Genomic DNA, 14,344 nt, shown 5'->3' with positions numbered 1-14,344 from the left:
ATGCAATTAAATGTAAATGACGCTCAAGCGATCGAAGTTTCCGAACTGACATTTGGCGGCGAATTCAACGAGACGCTGGTTCACCAAGCAGTCGTGGCCTACATGGCCGGCGGTCGTCAAGGTAGCAAGCAGCAAAAGACCCGTTCCGACGTTCGTGGTGGCGGTAAGCGCCCATGGCGTCAGAAAGGTACTGGCCGTGCTCGTGCCGGTACTATCCGTAGCCCTATCTGGCGTGGCGGCGGTACCACTTTCGCAGCTCGTCCTCAGGATCACACCCAGAAGCTGAACAAGAAGATGTATCGCGCAGCAATGCGTTCCATCCTTGCTGAGCTGGTGCGTACTGATCGTCTGGTCGTGGTTCAGGACTTCGCTGTTGAAGCACCGAAAACCAAAGATCTGCTGAACAAGCTGAATGGCATGGGCCTGACTGACGTCCTGATCGTGTCTGACGCTGTTGATCAGAACCTGTACCTGGCTGCTCGCAACCTGCCACACGTCGATGTCCGTGACGTGCAAGGTTCCGATCCGGTCAGTCTGATCGCATACGACAAGGTGTTGATCACCGTGTCGGCCGTGAAGAAATTCGAGGAGCTGCTGGGATGAACCAGGAACGCGTATTTAAAGTTCTGCTTGGCCCGCACGTTTCCGAGAAGGCTACGGTTCTGGCAGACAAGAAAGGCCAGTTCGTTTTCAAGGTTGCAACCGATGCAACCAAGCTGGAAATCAAGAAGGCCGTCGAAAGCCTGTTCAGCGTGAAAGTAGAGCGCGTTACTACCCTGAACGTTCTGGGTAAGAGCAAGCGCACTGCTCGCGGTCTGGGCAAGCGTAATGACTGGAAGAAGGCAGTTATCTCCCTTCAGCCAGGCCAAGATCTCGATTTCAGCAGCAGTGCTGAGTAAGGAAGGGGTGCATCATGGCAATCGTTAAATGCAAACCGACTTCCCCTGGCCGCCGTTTTGTGGTCAAGGTGGTCAACCAGGAGCTGCATAAAGGCGCTCCTCACGCACCGCTGCTCGAGAAAAAATCGAAGTCTGGTGGTCGTAACAACAATGGCCGTATTACCACTCGTCACATTGGTGGTGGTCATAAGCAGCATTATCGTCTGGTCGACTTCCGTCGCAACGACAAGGATGGCATCGCTGCCACCGTCGAGCGTATCGAATACGATCCAAACCGTACTGCTCACATCGCTCTGCTGCTGTACGCAGATGGCGAGCGTCGCTACATCATCGCCCCTAAAGGCGTGAGCGCTGGCGACCAGCTGATCGCAGGTGCTCTGGCACCGATCAAGCCGGGCAACGCTCTGCAACTGCGCAACATTCCAGTTGGTAGCACCGTACACGGCATCGAATTGAAGCCAGGTAAAGGCGCGCAAATCGCTCGTTCCGCTGGTGCTTCGGCTCAGCTGATCGCTCGTGAAGGTGTCTACGTGACCCTGCGTCTGCGTTCTGGTGAGATGCGTAAAGTCCTGGCTGAATGCCGTGCGACCCTGGGCGAAGTCTCGAACTCCGAGCACAGCCTGCGTTCGTTGGGTAAAGCTGGTGCCAAGCGCTGGCGTGGCGTTCGCCCAACCGTTCGTGGTGTTGCCATGAACCCGGTTGACCACCCACATGGTGGTGGTGAAGGTCGTACCTCTGGTGGTCGTCATCCGGTATCGCCATGGGGCTTCCCGACTAAGGGCGCGAAGACTCGTGGTAATAAGCGTACCGACAAAATGATCGTCCGTCGTCGCAAGTAAATAGAGGGATACGACAGTGCCACGTTCTCTGAAAAAAGGTCCTTTTATTGATCTTCACCTACTGAAGAAGATCGAAGTGGCGGCGGAAAAGAACGATCGCAAACCAGTTAAGACCTGGTCGCGTCGTTCGATGATCCTGCCACAGATGGTCGGTCTGACCATCGCTGTACACAACGGTCGCCAGCACGTCCCAGTTCTCGTGAACGAAGACATGGTCGGCCACAAACTGGGCGAGTTCGCCGGTACCCGCACATATCGTGGGCACGTGGCTGACAAGAAAGCCAAGCGTTAAGGGGTAAGGAAATGGAAGTAGCCGCTAAGTTGTCGGGCGCTCGAATCTCCGCCCAGAAAGCCCGCTTGGTCGCCGACCAGATCCGCGGGAAGAAGGTGGGCGAAGCGCTCAACCTGTTGGCTTTCAGCAGTAAGAAAGCCGCCGAGATCATTAAAAAAGTGCTGGAGTCGGCCGTAGCCAACGCCGAGCATAACGAAGGCGCAGACGTTGATGACCTGAAGGTCAGCACCGTTTTCGTCAACGAAGGGCGTTCGCTGAAGCGCATCATGCCACGTGCCAAAGGCCGTGCTGATCGCATCGTCAAGCGGTCTTGCCATATCACTGTCAAGGTTGCTGACAAGTAACGGAGTCGAAGAGATGGGTCAGAAAGTACATCCCATTGGCATTCGCCTGGGAATCGTCAAGGAGCACACCTCCGTCTGGTACGCAGACGGTCGGACTTATGCGGACTACTTGTTCGCTGATCTGAAGGTGCGTGAGTATCTCCAAGACAAACTAAAAAGCGCGTCCGTCAGCCGTATCGATATCCATCGTCCGGCTCAGACTGCACGTATCACCATCCACACCGCTCGTCCAGGTATCGTTATCGGGAAGAAAGGTGAAGATGTTGAGAAACTGCGTCAGGACCTGACCAAGCAAATGGGTGTGCCTGTGCACATCAATATCGAAGAGATCCGCAAGCCGGAGCTCGACGGTATGCTGGTTGCGCAGAGCGTAGCTCAGCAGCTGGAGCGTCGCGTAATGTTCCGTCGCGCTATGAAGCGCGCTGTACAGAACGCCATGCGCATTGGTGCCAAAGGCATCAAAATCCAAGTGAGCGGTCGTCTCGGCGGTGCTGAAATCGCACGTACTGAATGGTATCGCGAAGGTCGTGTGCCACTGCACACCCTGCGTGCCGACATCGACTATGCCAACTACGAAGCTCACACCACTTACGGTGTGATCGGTGTAAAGGTTTGGATCTTCAAAGGCGAAGTAATTGGTGGTCGCCAAGAAGAACTGAAACCACAAGCACCAGCGCCTCGTAAAAAAGCTGCTAAGTAAGGGGTACGCCAAATGTTGCAACCAAAGCGTACGAAGTTCCGCAAGCAGATGACCGGTCACAACCGTGGCCTGGCATTGCGCGGTAGCAAAGTCAGCTTCGGCGAGTTCGCGCTGAAGTCTGTTGCTCGTGGTCGTCTCACCGCTCGTCAGATCGAGTCAGCGCGTCGTGCTCTGACCCGTCACGTAAAACGTGGCGGCAAGATCTGGATCCGTGTATTCCCGGACAAGCCTGTCACCAAGAAGCCACTCGAAGTTCGGATGGGTAAAGGTAAGGGTAACGTGGAGTACTGGGTTGCCCAGATTCAGCCAGGCAAAGTCCTGTATGAAATCGAGGGTGTTTCTGAAGAGCTGGCGCGTGAGGCTTTCGCCCTGGCTGCTGCAAAGCTGCCGCTCGCCACCTCCTTTGTTAAACGGACGGTGATGTGATGAAAGCGAATGAACTTCGTGAAAAATCAGCACAGCAGCTGAACGAGCAACTGCTCGGCCTGCTGCGCGACCAGTTCAATCTGCGTATGCAGAAGGCAACTGGCCAGTTGGGGCAGTCTCATCTGCTCTCGCAAGTTAAGCGTGACATCGCTCGCGTGAAAACTGTGCTCAACCAGCAGGCAGGTAAGTAATCATGGCTGAAGCCGAAAAAACTGTCCGTACGCTGACTGGCCGTGTTGTCAGCGACAAGATGGACAAAACCATCACCGTTCTGATCGAGCGTCGCGTTAAGCACCCGATCTACGGTAAATACGTTAAGCGTTCGACTAAGCTGCACGCGCACGACGAAACCAATCAGTGCCACATCGGCGACAAAGTCACTATTCGTGAAACTCGTCCGATGGCCAAGACCAAGTCTTGGGCGCTGGTTGATGTCCTCGAACGCGCTGTGGAAGTCTAAGGGCTAGGGGTCGGAGAAATTATATGATTCAGACTCAATCCATGCTCGATGTGGCCGATAACAGCGGCGCTCGCCGTGTTATGTGCATCAAGGTGCTGGGTGGCTCCCATCGTCGTTACGCTGGTATCGGTGACATCATCAAAGTTACCGTCAAGGAAGCAATTCCTCGCGGTAAGGTGAAGAAAGGTCAAGTGATGACTGCTGTTGTAGTCCGCACTCGCCATGGTGTTCGTCGTGCTGACGGCTCCATCATCCGCTTTGATGGCAACGCTGCTGTTCTGCTGAACAACAAGCAAGAGCCAATCGGCACCCGTATCTTTGGGCCAGTGACCCGTGAACTTCGTACTGAGAAGTTCATGAAGATCGTCTCGCTCGCCCCAGAAGTGCTGTAAGGAGATCCGACATGCAAAAGATTCGTCGTGACGACGAGATCATCGTGATCGCCGGCAAAGACAAAGGTAAGCGCGGTAAGGTGCTTAAGGTTCTCGCTAACAACCGTTTGGTTATTGGCGGTCTGAACCTGGTCAAGCGTCATACCAAGCCTAACCCGATGTCGGGCGTGCAGGGCGGTATCGTCGAAAAAGAAGCTCCACTGGATGCTTCTAACGTCGCCATTTTCAACGGCGAAACCAACAAGGCTGACCGCGTTGGTTTCAAAGTAGAAGACGGCAAGAAAATTCGTGTCTTCAAGTCGACCCAAAAAGCGGTTGATGCTTGAACACTGCTAGGTAGATGAGACCATGGCACGACTAAAAGAGATTTACCGGAAGGAAATCGCACCGAAGCTTAAGGAAGAACTTAAGCTTTCGAACGTGATGGAAGTTCCGCGCGTTACCAAAATCACCCTGAACATGGGTCTGGGCGAAGCGATCGGCGACAAAAAAGTCATCGAGCACGCTGTAGCCGACCTGGAAAAGATCACCGGTCAGAAAGTCGTTGTGACTTACGCTCGGAAATCCATCGCTGGCTTCAAAGTCCGTGAAGGTTGGCCGATCGGCGTCAAAGTGACCCTGCGCCGTGAGCGTATGTACGAGTTCCTGGATCGTCTGCTGTCGATCTCCCTGCCTCGGGTTCGCGACTTCCGCGGCCTGAATGCCAAGTCCTTCGATGGTCGTGGCAACTACAGCATGGGCGTGAAAGAGCAGATCATTTTCCCGGAAATCGATTACGACAAGATCGACGCTCTCCGCGGTCTGGACATTACCCTGACCACCACTGCTCGGACGGATGAAGAGGGTCGCGCACTGCTGCGTGCTTTCAAATTCCCGTTCCGCAACTGATTGGAGTAGGACAATGGCCAAGAAGAGCATGAAGAACCGTGAGCTGAAGCGTCAGCTCACCGTTGCCAAGTACGCCACCAAGCGTGCAGCGCTGAAAGCTATCATCGTTGATCTGAACGCAAGTCCAGAAGCGCGTTGGGAAGCTACCGTAGCACTGCAGAAGCAGCCACGTGACGCCAGCGCTTCGCGCATGCGTAACCGCTGCCGCCTGACTGGTCGTCCGCACGGCGTGTACCGCAAGTTCGGCCTCGGCCGTAACATGCTGCGTCAAGCTGCAATGCGTGGTGACGTTCCAGGTCTGGTCAAGGCCAGCTGGTAAGCACTGTCAAAGTCGCGGCGCTCGGGATCGCAAGATCCTGACCGTTGGTGACCTTGAACTTGAATCAAGCCCCTTTTGGGGCTTGATTCATTTGTGGGGTGTGTCTAGAATACCCGGCTCGCCTGAGCCCGTGTTTTTATTGCACGGATGCGCTCGGCGACACGTACTAGCCGAAAGGCTAATTTTTTGTGTATTAGGAGCGTCTAGCCCATGAGTATGCAGGACCCGTTAGCGGACATGCTAACTCGTATCCGTAATGCCCAGATGGCTGAAAAGTCCGTCGTAAGCATGCCATCTTCTACGTTGAAGGTAGCTGTTGCCAAAGTCCTGAAGGACGAAGGTTACATTGCGGGTTATCAGATCAGCAGCGAAATCAAGCCTCTGCTGTCCATCGAGCTTAAGTACTTCGAAGGCCGTCCGGTCATCGAGGAAGTGAAGCGCGTTAGCCGTCCAGGCCTGCGTCAGTACAAGTCCGTCGATGATCTGCCAAAAGTTCGTGGCGGTCTCGGTGTGTCTATCGTCTCCACCAACAAAGGTGTGATGACGGATCGTGCTGCGCGCGCTGCCGGTGTCGGCGGCGAAGTTCTTTGCACTGTGTTCTAAGGGGGGATAAGCATGTCACGCGTCGCTAAGAACCCCGTTAAGCTGCCAGCCGGTGTCGAAGTCAAATTCGCAGGCCAACAGCTTTCGGTGAAGGGTGCCAAGGGCACTCTGCAACTGAACATCCATTCGTCCGTTGAGATCGTTGAAGAAGCTGGTGAGCTGCGTTTCGCTGCTCGCAATGGCGATCAACAGACTCGCGCAATGGCTGGTACCACTCGTGCGTTGGTAAACAACATGGTCCAAGGCGTAAGCCAAGGCTTCGAGCGCAAGCTCCAGCTGGTCGGTGTTGGTTACAAAGCGCAAGCAAAAGGCACAGTGCTGAACCTGGCTCTTGGCTTCTCGCACCCAGTGGATTATGAACTGCCGGAAGGCATCACCGCTGAGACTCCTAGCCAGACCGATATCCTGATCAAGGGCATCGACAAGCAGCTGGTAGGTCAAGTGGCCGCCGAGATCCGCGACTTCCGTCCACCAGAGCCGTACAAAGGCAAAGGTGTGCGCTACGCGGACGAAGTCGTCCGTCGTAAAGAAGCCAAGAAGAAGTAGGGCATAGCAAATGACCGACAAAAAAGTTACTCGACTGCGTCGCGCTCGCAAAGCACGCCTGAAAATGCACGAACTCGAAGTCGTGCGTCTCTGCGTGTTCCGCTCGTCGCAGCACATCTACGCCCAGGTCATTTCGGCCGACGGCAACAAAGTCCTGGCAAGTGCCTCGACTTTGGATAAAGAACTGCGTGATGGCGCCACTGGCAACATCGACGCGGCCACTAAGGTTGGCCAGCTGGTCGCTACGCGTGCTAAAGCCGCTGGCGTCTCGCAGGTGGCTTTCGACCGCTCTGGCTTCAAGTACCACGGCCGCGTCAAGGCGCTGGCTGATGCTGCTCGTGAAGCTGGGCTGGAGTTCTAAGTTATGTCAAATAACGACCAAAAGCGCGACGAAGGCTACATCGAGAAGCTGGTTCAAGTTAACCGCGTAGCCAAAACCGTTAAAGGCGGCCGTATCTTCACTTTCACCGCGTTGACCGTGGTAGGTGATGGTAAAGGGCGTGTTGGCTTCGGCCGTGGCAAGTCGCGTGAAGTGCCTGCTGCGATCCAGAAGGCAATGGAAGCTGCTCGCCGCAACATGATCCAGGTTGATCTGAACGGCACCACCCTGCAGTACGCAATGAAGTCTGCCCATGGCGCTTCGAAGGTGTACATGCAGCCTGCTTCTGAAGGTACCGGTATCATCGCTGGCGGCGCTATGCGTGCTGTCCTCGAAGTTGCTGGCGTTCAGAACGTTCTGGCCAAGTGCTACGGCTCGACTAACCCGGTAAACGTGGTTCACGCCACCTTCAAGGGTTTGAAAGCAATGCAATCTCCTGAATCCATTGCCGCCAAGCGTGGCAAAAGCGTCAAGGAGATCTTCTGATCATGGCTACCGTAAAAGTTACGCTGATCAAAAGCATGACCGGCCGCATCCCTAACCACAAACTGTGCGTTAAGGGTCTGGGTCTGCGTCGCATCGGTCACACTGTAGAAGTCCAGGATACTCCCGAGAATCGCGGGATGATCAACAAGGCTTACTACATGCTGCGTGTCGAGGGTTAATCGATGAAACTCAATGATCTGAGTCCAGCGCCGGGTTCCCGTCGCGAAAAGCATCGTCCGGGCCGTGGTATCGGTAGTGGTTTGGGCAAGACCGGTGGCCGTGGCCACAAGGGTCAGACCTCCCGCTCCGGTGGCACCATTGCTCCAGGCTTTGAAGGCGGTCAACAGCCGCTGCATCGTCGTCTGCCGAAGTTCGGTTTCGTTTCCCTGAAAGCCATGGACCGCGCAGAAGTGCGTCTGTCCGAGCTGGCCAAGGTGGATGGCGACATCGTCACCGTGCAGTCCCTGAAGGATGCCAACGTGATCAACCAGAACGTACAGCGTGTGAAAATCATGCTGTCGGGCGAAGTTGCTCGTGCTGTCACCATCGGAAAGGGAATCGGCGCCACCAAAGGTGCGCGTGCGGCTATCGAAGCAGCTGGCGGCAAGTTCGAGGAATAAATGGCTAAGCAAGGTGCTCTCTCTGCGCTCGGCAAAGGCGGTATGTCTGAACTCTGGGCTCGTCTGCGTTTTCTGTTCCTGGCGATTATCGTCTACCGAATAGGCGCACACATCCCGGTTCCAGGTATCAACCCGGACCGACTCGCGGACCTGTTTCGACAGAATGAGGGGACCATTCTTAGCTTGTTCAACATGTTTTCCGGCGGCGCGCTGGAGCGGATGAGCATCTTTGCACTGGGGATCATGCCGTACATTTCGGCATCGATCATCATGCAGCTGATGTCCGCTGTCAGTCCGCAGCTGGAGCAGTTGAAGAAGGAAGGTGAAGCTGGCCGTCGCAAGATCAGCCAGTACACCCGCTACCTCACTGTCGTCCTCGCTCTCGTCCAGGCTGTTGGCATGTCCATCGGTCTGGCGGGGCAGGGCGTAGCGTTCACTGGTGACTTTGGCTTCCATTTCGTCGCGGTAACCACTTTTGTGGCGGGTGCGATGTTCATGATGTGGCTGGGTGAGCAGATTACTGAGCGTGGTGTTGGCAACGGTATCTCGATGTTGATCTTCGCAGGTATCGTCGCCGGTCTTCCGAGAGCGATCGGGCAGTCTTTCGAGTCTGCGCGTCAGGGTGATATCAACATCTTCGCCCTGGTTGCCATCGGTTTGCTGGCAGTAGCGATTATCGGTTTCGTGGTGTTCATTGAGCGTGGCCAGCGTCGTATCGCTGTTCACTACGCCAAGCGTCAGCAGGGCCGCAAGGTATTTGCTGCGCAGACCAGCCACTTGCCGTTGAAGGTGAACATGGCCGGCGTTATCCCGGCCATTTTCGCGAGCAGCATCTTGCTGTTCCCGGCTTCGTTGGGTGCCTGGTTCGGCCAGTCTGAAGGTATGGGCTGGTTGCAGGACATCTCGCAGTCGATCGCTCCTGGTCAGCCGTTGAATATTCTGCTGTTTAGTGCAGGGATTATTTTCTTCTGCTTCTTCTATACGGCGTTGATGTTCAATCCGAAAGACGTAGCGGAAAACCTGAAGAAGTCCGGTGCCTTTATTCCGGGTATCCGTCCAGGCGAGCAGTCGGCGCGCTACATTGATGGCGTTCTGACGCGTTTGACCTTGTTCGGTGCTCTTTACATGACGGCCGTGTGCTTGCTTCCCCAGTTCCTGGTGGTTGCGGCAAACGTTCCGTTCTACCTTGGCGGGACCTCGTTGCTGATCGTGGTCGTGGTTGTGATGGACTTCATGTCCCAAGTACAATCGCACCTCGTTTCGCACCAGTACGAATCCCTGATGAAGAAAGCCAACCTGAAGGGCTACGGCAGCGGCATGTTGCGCTGAGTAGCGTCCATAAGGTTCGAGGAGTTGGTGATGAAAGTTCGTGCATCGGTGAAAAAGCTGTGCCGTAACTGCAAGATTATTCGCCGCGAAGGTGTTGTTCGGGTAATTTGCAGCGCGGAACCGCGTCACAAACAGCGCCAAGGCTGAGTGTGATTGTGCTTTAAGCCCGGCAGCTAGTGCGCTGCCGGGTTGATTATTTGTTATTACAGCGATATTATCTCGCGCCCTATTTCTTGGCTTCCGGGGCGTAGGTAGCTGTCAATTGGAGTCCCACTGAATGGCCCGTATTGCAGGCGTCAACATTCCAGATAACAAGCATACTGTTATCTCGCTGACCTACATCTATGGTGTTGGTCGCACTACTGCACAGAAAATTTGTGCAGAGACTGGGGTCAACCCAGCAGCAAAGATCAAGGATCTGAGCGACGAGCAAATTGAACAGCTGCGTGGCGAAGTGGCGAAGTTCACCACTGAAGGTGACCTGCGTCGCGAAATCAACATGAAAATCAAGCGCTTGATGGACCTCGGTTGCTATCGCGGTCTGCGTCATCGTCGTGGTCTGCCAGTACGCGGTCAGCGTACCAAGACCAACGCGCGTACCCGTAAAGGTCCGCGTAAGCCGATCCGCAAGTAATCGCCCCAGCGAATCGACAGGAATTTAATCATGGCAAAACCTGCTGCTCGTCCTCGTAAAAAAGTTAAAAAGACAGTGGTTGATGGCATCGCCCACATCCATGCATCTTTTAACAACACCATCGTGACCATTACCGACCGTCAAGGTAACGCTCTTTCCTGGGCTACCTCCGGTGGTTCGGGTTTCCGCGGTTCCCGCAAGTCCACCCCGTTCGCTGCTCAAGTAGCTGCTGAACGTGCTGGTCAAGCTGCGCTGGAATACGGCCTGAAAAACCTCGACGTCAACGTCAAAGGTCCAGGTCCAGGTCGTGAATCCGCAGTCCGCGCTTTGAACGGCTGTGGCTACAAGATCGCCAGCATCACCGACGTGACGCCAATCCCGCACAACGGGTGCCGTCCGCCGAAGAAGCGCCGCGTGTAATCCAGGAGATTGTAAAGAATGGCTCGTTACATTGGTCCAAAATGCAAACTCGCTCGTCGCGAAGGCACCGATCTCTTCCTGAAGAGCGGCGTGCGCGCGATCGAATCGAAGTGCAACATTGAAGCAGCACCTGGTATCCACGGCCAACGCCGCGGTCGCCAGTCCGATTACGGCACCCAACTGCGTGAAAAGCAGAAGGTCCGTCGTATCTACGGCGTTCTCGAGCGTCAATTCAGCGGCTACTACAAAGAAGCTGCTGGCAAGAAAGGCGCAACCGGTGAAAACCTGTTGCAGCTGCTCGAATGCCGTCTGGACAACGTTGTATACCGTATGGGTTTCGGTTCTACTCGTGCCGAATCCCGTCAGCTGGTATCGCACAAGTCGATCAGCGTTAACGGCCAGACCGTGAACGTTCCGTCCTACCAGGTTCGTGCTGGTGACGTGGTTGCTGTTCGCGAGAAAGCAAAAAACCAACTTCGCATTGTCCAAGCTCTCGATCTGTGTGCCCAACGTGGCCGCGTAGAATGGGTAGAAGTAGACACTGAGAAGAAGTCGGGCGTTTTCAAGAACGTTCCTGCTCGCAGTGATCTGTCCGCCGACATCAACGAAAGCCTGATTGTCGAGCTCTACTCCAAGTAAGGGCTAGAAAATAGGTGCATCCATGCAGATTTCGGTAAATGAGTTCCTGACACCCCGCCATATTGATGTGCAGGTTGTCAGTCCAACCCGCGCCAAGATCACACTCGAGCCTCTCGAGCGTGGTTTCGGCCACACCCTGGGCAACGCGCTGCGCCGCATCCTGTTGTCCTCAATGCCCGGCTGTGCAGTAGTCGAGGCCGAGATTGACGGTGTGCTCCACGAGTACAGCGCCATCGAAGGTGTACAGGAAGACGTAATTGAAATCCTGTTGAACCTTAAAGGTCTGGCTATCAAGCTGCACGGTCGTGACGAAGTTACGCTGACCTTGTCGAAGAAGGGTTCGGGGGTGGTTACCGCTGCCGATATTCAGCTGGATCATGATGTCGAGATCGTTAACCCCGATCACGTAATCGCTAACCTGGCGTCTAACGGCGCCCTGAACATGAAGCTCACCGTAGCTCGTGGTCGTGGTTATGAACCGGCAGACTCGCGTCAGAGCGATGAAGACGAAAGCCGCAGCATCGGTCGCTTGCAGCTTGACTCTTCGTTCAGCCCGGTTCGCCGTATCGCATACGTGGTGGAAAACGCCCGTGTCGAACAGCGTACCAACCTGGACAAGCTGGTTATTGATCTGGAAACCAACGGTACCTTGGATCCTGAAGAGGCTATCCGCCGCGCTGCAACCATCCTGCAACAGCAGTTGGCTGCGTTCGTCGACCTCAAGGGTGACAGTGAGCCAGTGGTTATCGAGCAGGAAGACGAGATCGATCCGATCCTGCTTCGCCCGGTTGACGATCTGGAACTGACTGTACGTTCGGCTAACTGCCTTAAGGCGGAAAACATCTACTACATCGGTGACCTGATTCAGCGTACCGAAGTAGAGCTGTTGAAGACTCCGAACCTTGGCAAGAAATCCTTGACTGAAATCAAGGACGTTCTGGCCTCCCGCGGTCTGTCCCTCGGCATGCGCCTCGACAACTGGCCGCCTGCAAGTCTTAAGAAGGACGACAAGGCGACTGCCTGATCGTCGTAATCACCGAACGTTGTGTTTGGTAAGGAATGAACCATGCGTCATCGTAAAAGTGGTCGTCACCTGAGCCGCACCAGCTCGCACCGCAAGGCCATGTTCCAAAACATGGCGGTGTCGCTGTTCGAGCACGAGCTGATCAAAACTACACTGCCGAAAGCCAAAGAACTGCGCCGCGTTGCCGAGCCGCTGATCACTCTGGCCAAGACAGACAGCCTGGCTAACCGCCGCCTGGCTTTCGACCGTACCCGTTCGAAAGCTATCGTTGGTAAGCTCTTCAACGACCTGGGCAAGCGATACGCTACCCGTGAGGGTGGCTACCTGCGCATCCTCAAGTGCGGTTTCCGCGCTGGCGACAACGCGCCTATGGCGTACGTCGAGTTGGTTGATCGTGCTACTGCCGGCGAAGCTGTAAGCGCCGAGTAAGACGACAGTCTGCAACGAAGAACCGGGCCTAGTGCCCGGTTTTTTGTGCTCGATTGAAAAGTGCTTTAGCCGTTTCGCCTGGCCTGGCTATTGGCAATCTTGCTTATTAGATAATGACTATCGAAGCCCATGATTTAATGAATTTGGATACTGTCACTAACATGATCAATACTCCTCACCAGCCGATTAGCCGGCAGTCCGAACCGACCTAGGAAGATTTGAGCATGAGCCAGACCAAAACGCTTACGACCGCCAGTGGCGCTCCTGTCGCCGATAACCAGAACTCTCGCTCCGCCGGCCCACGTGGCCCGCTGCTGCTCGACGATTTCCACCTGATCGAGAAGCTTGCTCATTTCAATCGCGAAAACATTCCAGAGCGTCGCGTACACGCCAAGGGCTCGGGCGCTTACGGCACCTTCACCGTAACTCGCGACATCACTCAATACACCAGCGCCAAGTTGTTCGAGTCGGTCGGCAAGCAGACGCCGACTTTCCTGCGCTTCTCTACCGTAGGTGGCGAGCGCGGCTCCGCCGATACCGAGCGCGATCCACGCGGTTTCGCCCTGAAGTTCTACACCGAAGAAGGTAACTGGGACATCGTCGGCAACAACACACCGGTGTTTTTCATCCGTGACCCACTGAAGTTTCCAGACTTCATTCACACCCAGAAGCGCCTGCCACAAAGCAACCTCAAAAGTGCCCAGATGATGTGGGACTTCTGGTCGCACTCGCCCGAAGCGTTGCATCAGGTCACCATTCTGTTCTCTGACCGCGGTATTCCTGACGGCTACCGTCACATGCACGGTTTCGGCAGCCACACCTACAGCCTGATCAATGCCCTGGGTGAGCGTCACTGGGTGAAATGGCACTACAAGACCAAGCAGGGCATCAAGAACCTCGCGCCGGCCGACGCTGCACGCCTGGCGGGCACCGATCCGGATTATGCCCAGCGCGACCTGTTCAACGCGATCGAGCGCGGTGACTTCCCGAAATGGAGTGTCTGCATCCAGATCATGACCGAGGCACAGGCCGCGGCCCATTACGAAAACCCGTTCGATGTGACCAAGACCTGGTCGCAGAAAGAGTTTCCGCTAATCGAAGTCGGCGAGCTGGAGCTCAACCGTAACCCGCTGAACTACTTCGCCGAAGTGGAGCAAGCGGCATTCGGGCCTAGCAACATGGTGCCGGGTGTGGGTCTCTCGCCTGATCGCATGCTGCAGGGGCGTGTGTTTGCCTATGCCGATGCACACCGCTACCGCGTAGGTACCAACCATCAGCAGTTGCCGGTGAACGCGCCGCGCAGCCCGGTCAATACCTACCAGCGCGACGGCACCATGGCGTTCGGCAGCAATGGCGGCGCGGCTCCGAACTATGAGCCAAACAGCTTCGTGGAGGCGCCGAAGCAGGCGCCACGTTATGCGGAGCCGGCACTGGCCCTCAGCGGTGCGGCGGATCGGTATGATCATCGCGAAGATACCGACTACTACACCCATGCCGGTGCACTGTTCCGCTTGATGAACGATGAGCAGAAAGCGCTGTTGATCAGCAATATCGCCGGTGCGATGGCGGGGGTCTCGGCGGATGTTGTCGATCGCCAGCTGCAGCATTTCTTCAAGGCAGACGCTGCCTATGGAGAAGGTATCGCAAAAGCCTTGGGCGTACAGCTTAACTAAGTC

The 14,344-nt window shown here is 55.5% G+C and carries 27 protein-coding genes; all 27 read left to right on the top strand.

What is annotated here, in order from left to right; all coding sequences use genetic code 11:
• The 27 genes from rplD to J3P97_RS24330 all read left to right on the top strand — a co-directional run bounded on the left by rplD (position 1) and on the right by J3P97_RS24330 (position 14,341).
• Positions 1-603 carry a 50S ribosomal protein L4 gene (rplD, locus tag J3P97_RS24460; RefSeq protein WP_186615425.1) on the top strand — a complete coding sequence of 201 codons (603 nt, stop codon included), beginning with the start codon at positions 1-3 and terminating at the stop codon, positions 601-603.
• Positions 600-899: a 50S ribosomal protein L23 gene (rplW, locus tag J3P97_RS24455; RefSeq protein WP_002555488.1), complete on the top strand. Its 300-nt coding sequence runs from the start codon at positions 600-602 to the stop codon at positions 897-899. The genes rplD and rplW overlap by 4 nt, the downstream gene beginning before the upstream one ends.
• A gap of 14 nt (positions 900-913) precedes the next feature.
• Positions 914-1,738 (top strand): 50S ribosomal protein L2, encoded by an 825-nt coding sequence (gene rplB / locus J3P97_RS24450; protein WP_003186055.1) that lies wholly within the window; start codon positions 914-916, stop codon positions 1,736-1,738.
• A 16-nt stretch (positions 1,739-1,754) separates the two neighbouring features.
• Positions 1,755-2,030 (top strand): 30S ribosomal protein S19, encoded by a 276-nt coding sequence (rpsS, locus tag J3P97_RS24445; RefSeq protein WP_002555486.1) that lies wholly within the window; start codon positions 1,755-1,757, stop codon positions 2,028-2,030.
• 11 nt (positions 2,031-2,041) lie between these two features.
• Positions 2,042-2,374 (top strand): 50S ribosomal protein L22, encoded by a 333-nt coding sequence (gene rplV / locus J3P97_RS24440; RefSeq protein WP_003210077.1) that lies wholly within the window; start codon positions 2,042-2,044, stop codon positions 2,372-2,374.
• A gap of 13 nt (positions 2,375-2,387) precedes the next feature.
• Complete coding sequence (gene rpsC, locus J3P97_RS24435; protein ID WP_003176422.1) at positions 2,388-3,074, top strand: 30S ribosomal protein S3; 687 nt, start codon at positions 2,388-2,390, stop codon at positions 3,072-3,074.
• 12 nt (positions 3,075-3,086) lie between these two features.
• Positions 3,087-3,500: a 50S ribosomal protein L16 gene (gene rplP / locus J3P97_RS24430; protein ID WP_003186052.1), complete on the top strand. Its 414-nt coding sequence runs from the start codon at positions 3,087-3,089 to the stop codon at positions 3,498-3,500.
• Entirely contained in the window at positions 3,500-3,691 is a 192-nt protein-coding gene (gene rpmC, locus J3P97_RS24425; protein WP_002555481.1) for a 50S ribosomal protein L29, read from the top strand. Before rplP ends, rpmC begins: the two co-directional genes overlap by 1 nt.
• Positions 3,692-3,693: 2 nt before the next feature.
• On the top strand, positions 3,694-3,960 hold the full coding sequence (rpsQ, locus tag J3P97_RS24420) for a 30S ribosomal protein S17 (protein ID WP_003194644.1): 267 nt from the start codon (positions 3,694-3,696) through the stop codon (positions 3,958-3,960).
• 23 nt (positions 3,961-3,983) lie between these two features.
• Positions 3,984-4,352 carry a 50S ribosomal protein L14 gene (gene rplN, locus J3P97_RS24415; protein ID WP_002555479.1) on the top strand — a complete coding sequence of 123 codons (369 nt, stop codon included), beginning with the start codon at positions 3,984-3,986 and terminating at the stop codon, positions 4,350-4,352.
• An 11-nt stretch (positions 4,353-4,363) separates the two neighbouring features.
• On the top strand, positions 4,364-4,678 hold the full coding sequence (rplX, locus tag J3P97_RS24410) for a 50S ribosomal protein L24 (RefSeq protein WP_003176416.1): 315 nt from the start codon (positions 4,364-4,366) through the stop codon (positions 4,676-4,678).
• Between the two features lie 22 nt (positions 4,679-4,700).
• Complete coding sequence (rplE, locus tag J3P97_RS24405; protein ID WP_030140492.1) at positions 4,701-5,240, top strand: 50S ribosomal protein L5; 540 nt, start codon at positions 4,701-4,703, stop codon at positions 5,238-5,240.
• A 13-nt stretch (positions 5,241-5,253) separates the two neighbouring features.
• Positions 5,254-5,559, top strand: coding sequence for a 30S ribosomal protein S14 (gene rpsN, locus J3P97_RS24400; RefSeq protein ID WP_003186042.1), 306 nt, complete (start codon positions 5,254-5,256; stop codon positions 5,557-5,559).
• Positions 5,560-5,769: 210 nt separating this feature from the next.
• A complete protein-coding gene (rpsH, locus tag J3P97_RS24395; protein WP_003186040.1) occupies positions 5,770-6,162 on the top strand; it encodes a 30S ribosomal protein S8 in 393 nt (130 codons plus the stop codon).
• A gap of 12 nt (positions 6,163-6,174) precedes the next feature.
• A complete protein-coding gene (gene rplF / locus J3P97_RS24390; RefSeq protein ID WP_003186039.1) occupies positions 6,175-6,708 on the top strand; it encodes a 50S ribosomal protein L6 in 534 nt (177 codons plus the stop codon).
• Positions 6,709-6,718: 10 nt separating this feature from the next.
• A complete protein-coding gene (rplR, locus tag J3P97_RS24385) occupies positions 6,719-7,069 on the top strand; it encodes a 50S ribosomal protein L18 (RefSeq protein ID WP_003186037.1) in 351 nt (116 codons plus the stop codon).
• Between the two features lie 3 nt (positions 7,070-7,072).
• Complete coding sequence (gene rpsE, locus J3P97_RS24380; protein ID WP_003186035.1) at positions 7,073-7,573, top strand: 30S ribosomal protein S5; 501 nt, start codon at positions 7,073-7,075, stop codon at positions 7,571-7,573.
• Positions 7,574-7,575: 2 nt separating this feature from the next.
• Positions 7,576-7,752: a 50S ribosomal protein L30 gene (gene rpmD / locus J3P97_RS24375; protein ID WP_003176408.1), complete on the top strand. Its 177-nt coding sequence runs from the start codon at positions 7,576-7,578 to the stop codon at positions 7,750-7,752.
• A 3-nt stretch (positions 7,753-7,755) separates the two neighbouring features.
• Entirely contained in the window at positions 7,756-8,193 is a 438-nt protein-coding gene (rplO, locus tag J3P97_RS24370; RefSeq protein ID WP_003186032.1) for a 50S ribosomal protein L15, read from the top strand.
• Positions 8,194-9,522 carry a preprotein translocase subunit SecY gene (secY, locus tag J3P97_RS24365; RefSeq protein WP_018612224.1) on the top strand — a complete coding sequence of 443 codons (1,329 nt, stop codon included), beginning with the start codon at positions 8,194-8,196 and terminating at the stop codon, positions 9,520-9,522.
• Between the two features lie 30 nt (positions 9,523-9,552).
• Positions 9,553-9,669 (top strand): 50S ribosomal protein L36, encoded by a 117-nt coding sequence (rpmJ, locus tag J3P97_RS24360; protein ID WP_002555468.1) that lies wholly within the window; start codon positions 9,553-9,555, stop codon positions 9,667-9,669.
• A gap of 130 nt (positions 9,670-9,799) precedes the next feature.
• Entirely contained in the window at positions 9,800-10,156 is a 357-nt protein-coding gene (gene rpsM / locus J3P97_RS24355) for a 30S ribosomal protein S13 (RefSeq protein WP_009045849.1), read from the top strand.
• Positions 10,157-10,186: 30 nt separating this feature from the next.
• The gene (gene rpsK / locus J3P97_RS24350) at positions 10,187-10,576 is read left to right on the top strand and encodes a 30S ribosomal protein S11 (protein WP_002555466.1); all 390 of its coding nucleotides are present in this window, start codon (positions 10,187-10,189) and stop codon (positions 10,574-10,576) included.
• An 18-nt stretch (positions 10,577-10,594) separates the two neighbouring features.
• Complete coding sequence (rpsD, locus tag J3P97_RS24345) at positions 10,595-11,215, top strand: 30S ribosomal protein S4 (protein ID WP_003176404.1); 621 nt, start codon at positions 10,595-10,597, stop codon at positions 11,213-11,215.
• 22 nt (positions 11,216-11,237) lie between these two features.
• Positions 11,238-12,239 (top strand): DNA-directed RNA polymerase subunit alpha, encoded by a 1,002-nt coding sequence (locus J3P97_RS24340; RefSeq protein WP_003176403.1) that lies wholly within the window; start codon positions 11,238-11,240, stop codon positions 12,237-12,239.
• Between the two features lie 42 nt (positions 12,240-12,281).
• Entirely contained in the window at positions 12,282-12,668 is a 387-nt protein-coding gene (gene rplQ / locus J3P97_RS24335) for a 50S ribosomal protein L17 (RefSeq protein ID WP_003176402.1), read from the top strand.
• A 224-nt stretch (positions 12,669-12,892) separates the two neighbouring features.
• Positions 12,893-14,341 (top strand): catalase, encoded by a 1,449-nt coding sequence (locus J3P97_RS24330; RefSeq protein ID WP_434672937.1) that lies wholly within the window; start codon positions 12,893-12,895, stop codon positions 14,339-14,341.
• Positions 14,342-14,344: the final 3 nt, after the last annotated feature.

The sequence above is a fragment of the Pseudomonas sp. R1-15 genome (assembly GCF_051132085.1).
In the GTDB taxonomy this organism is placed as follows: Bacteria; Pseudomonadota; Gammaproteobacteria; order Pseudomonadales; family Pseudomonadaceae; genus Aquipseudomonas.
The sequence above is the reverse complement of the archived record's forward strand: the minus strand, read 5'-3'. Positions and strand labels throughout refer to the sequence as shown.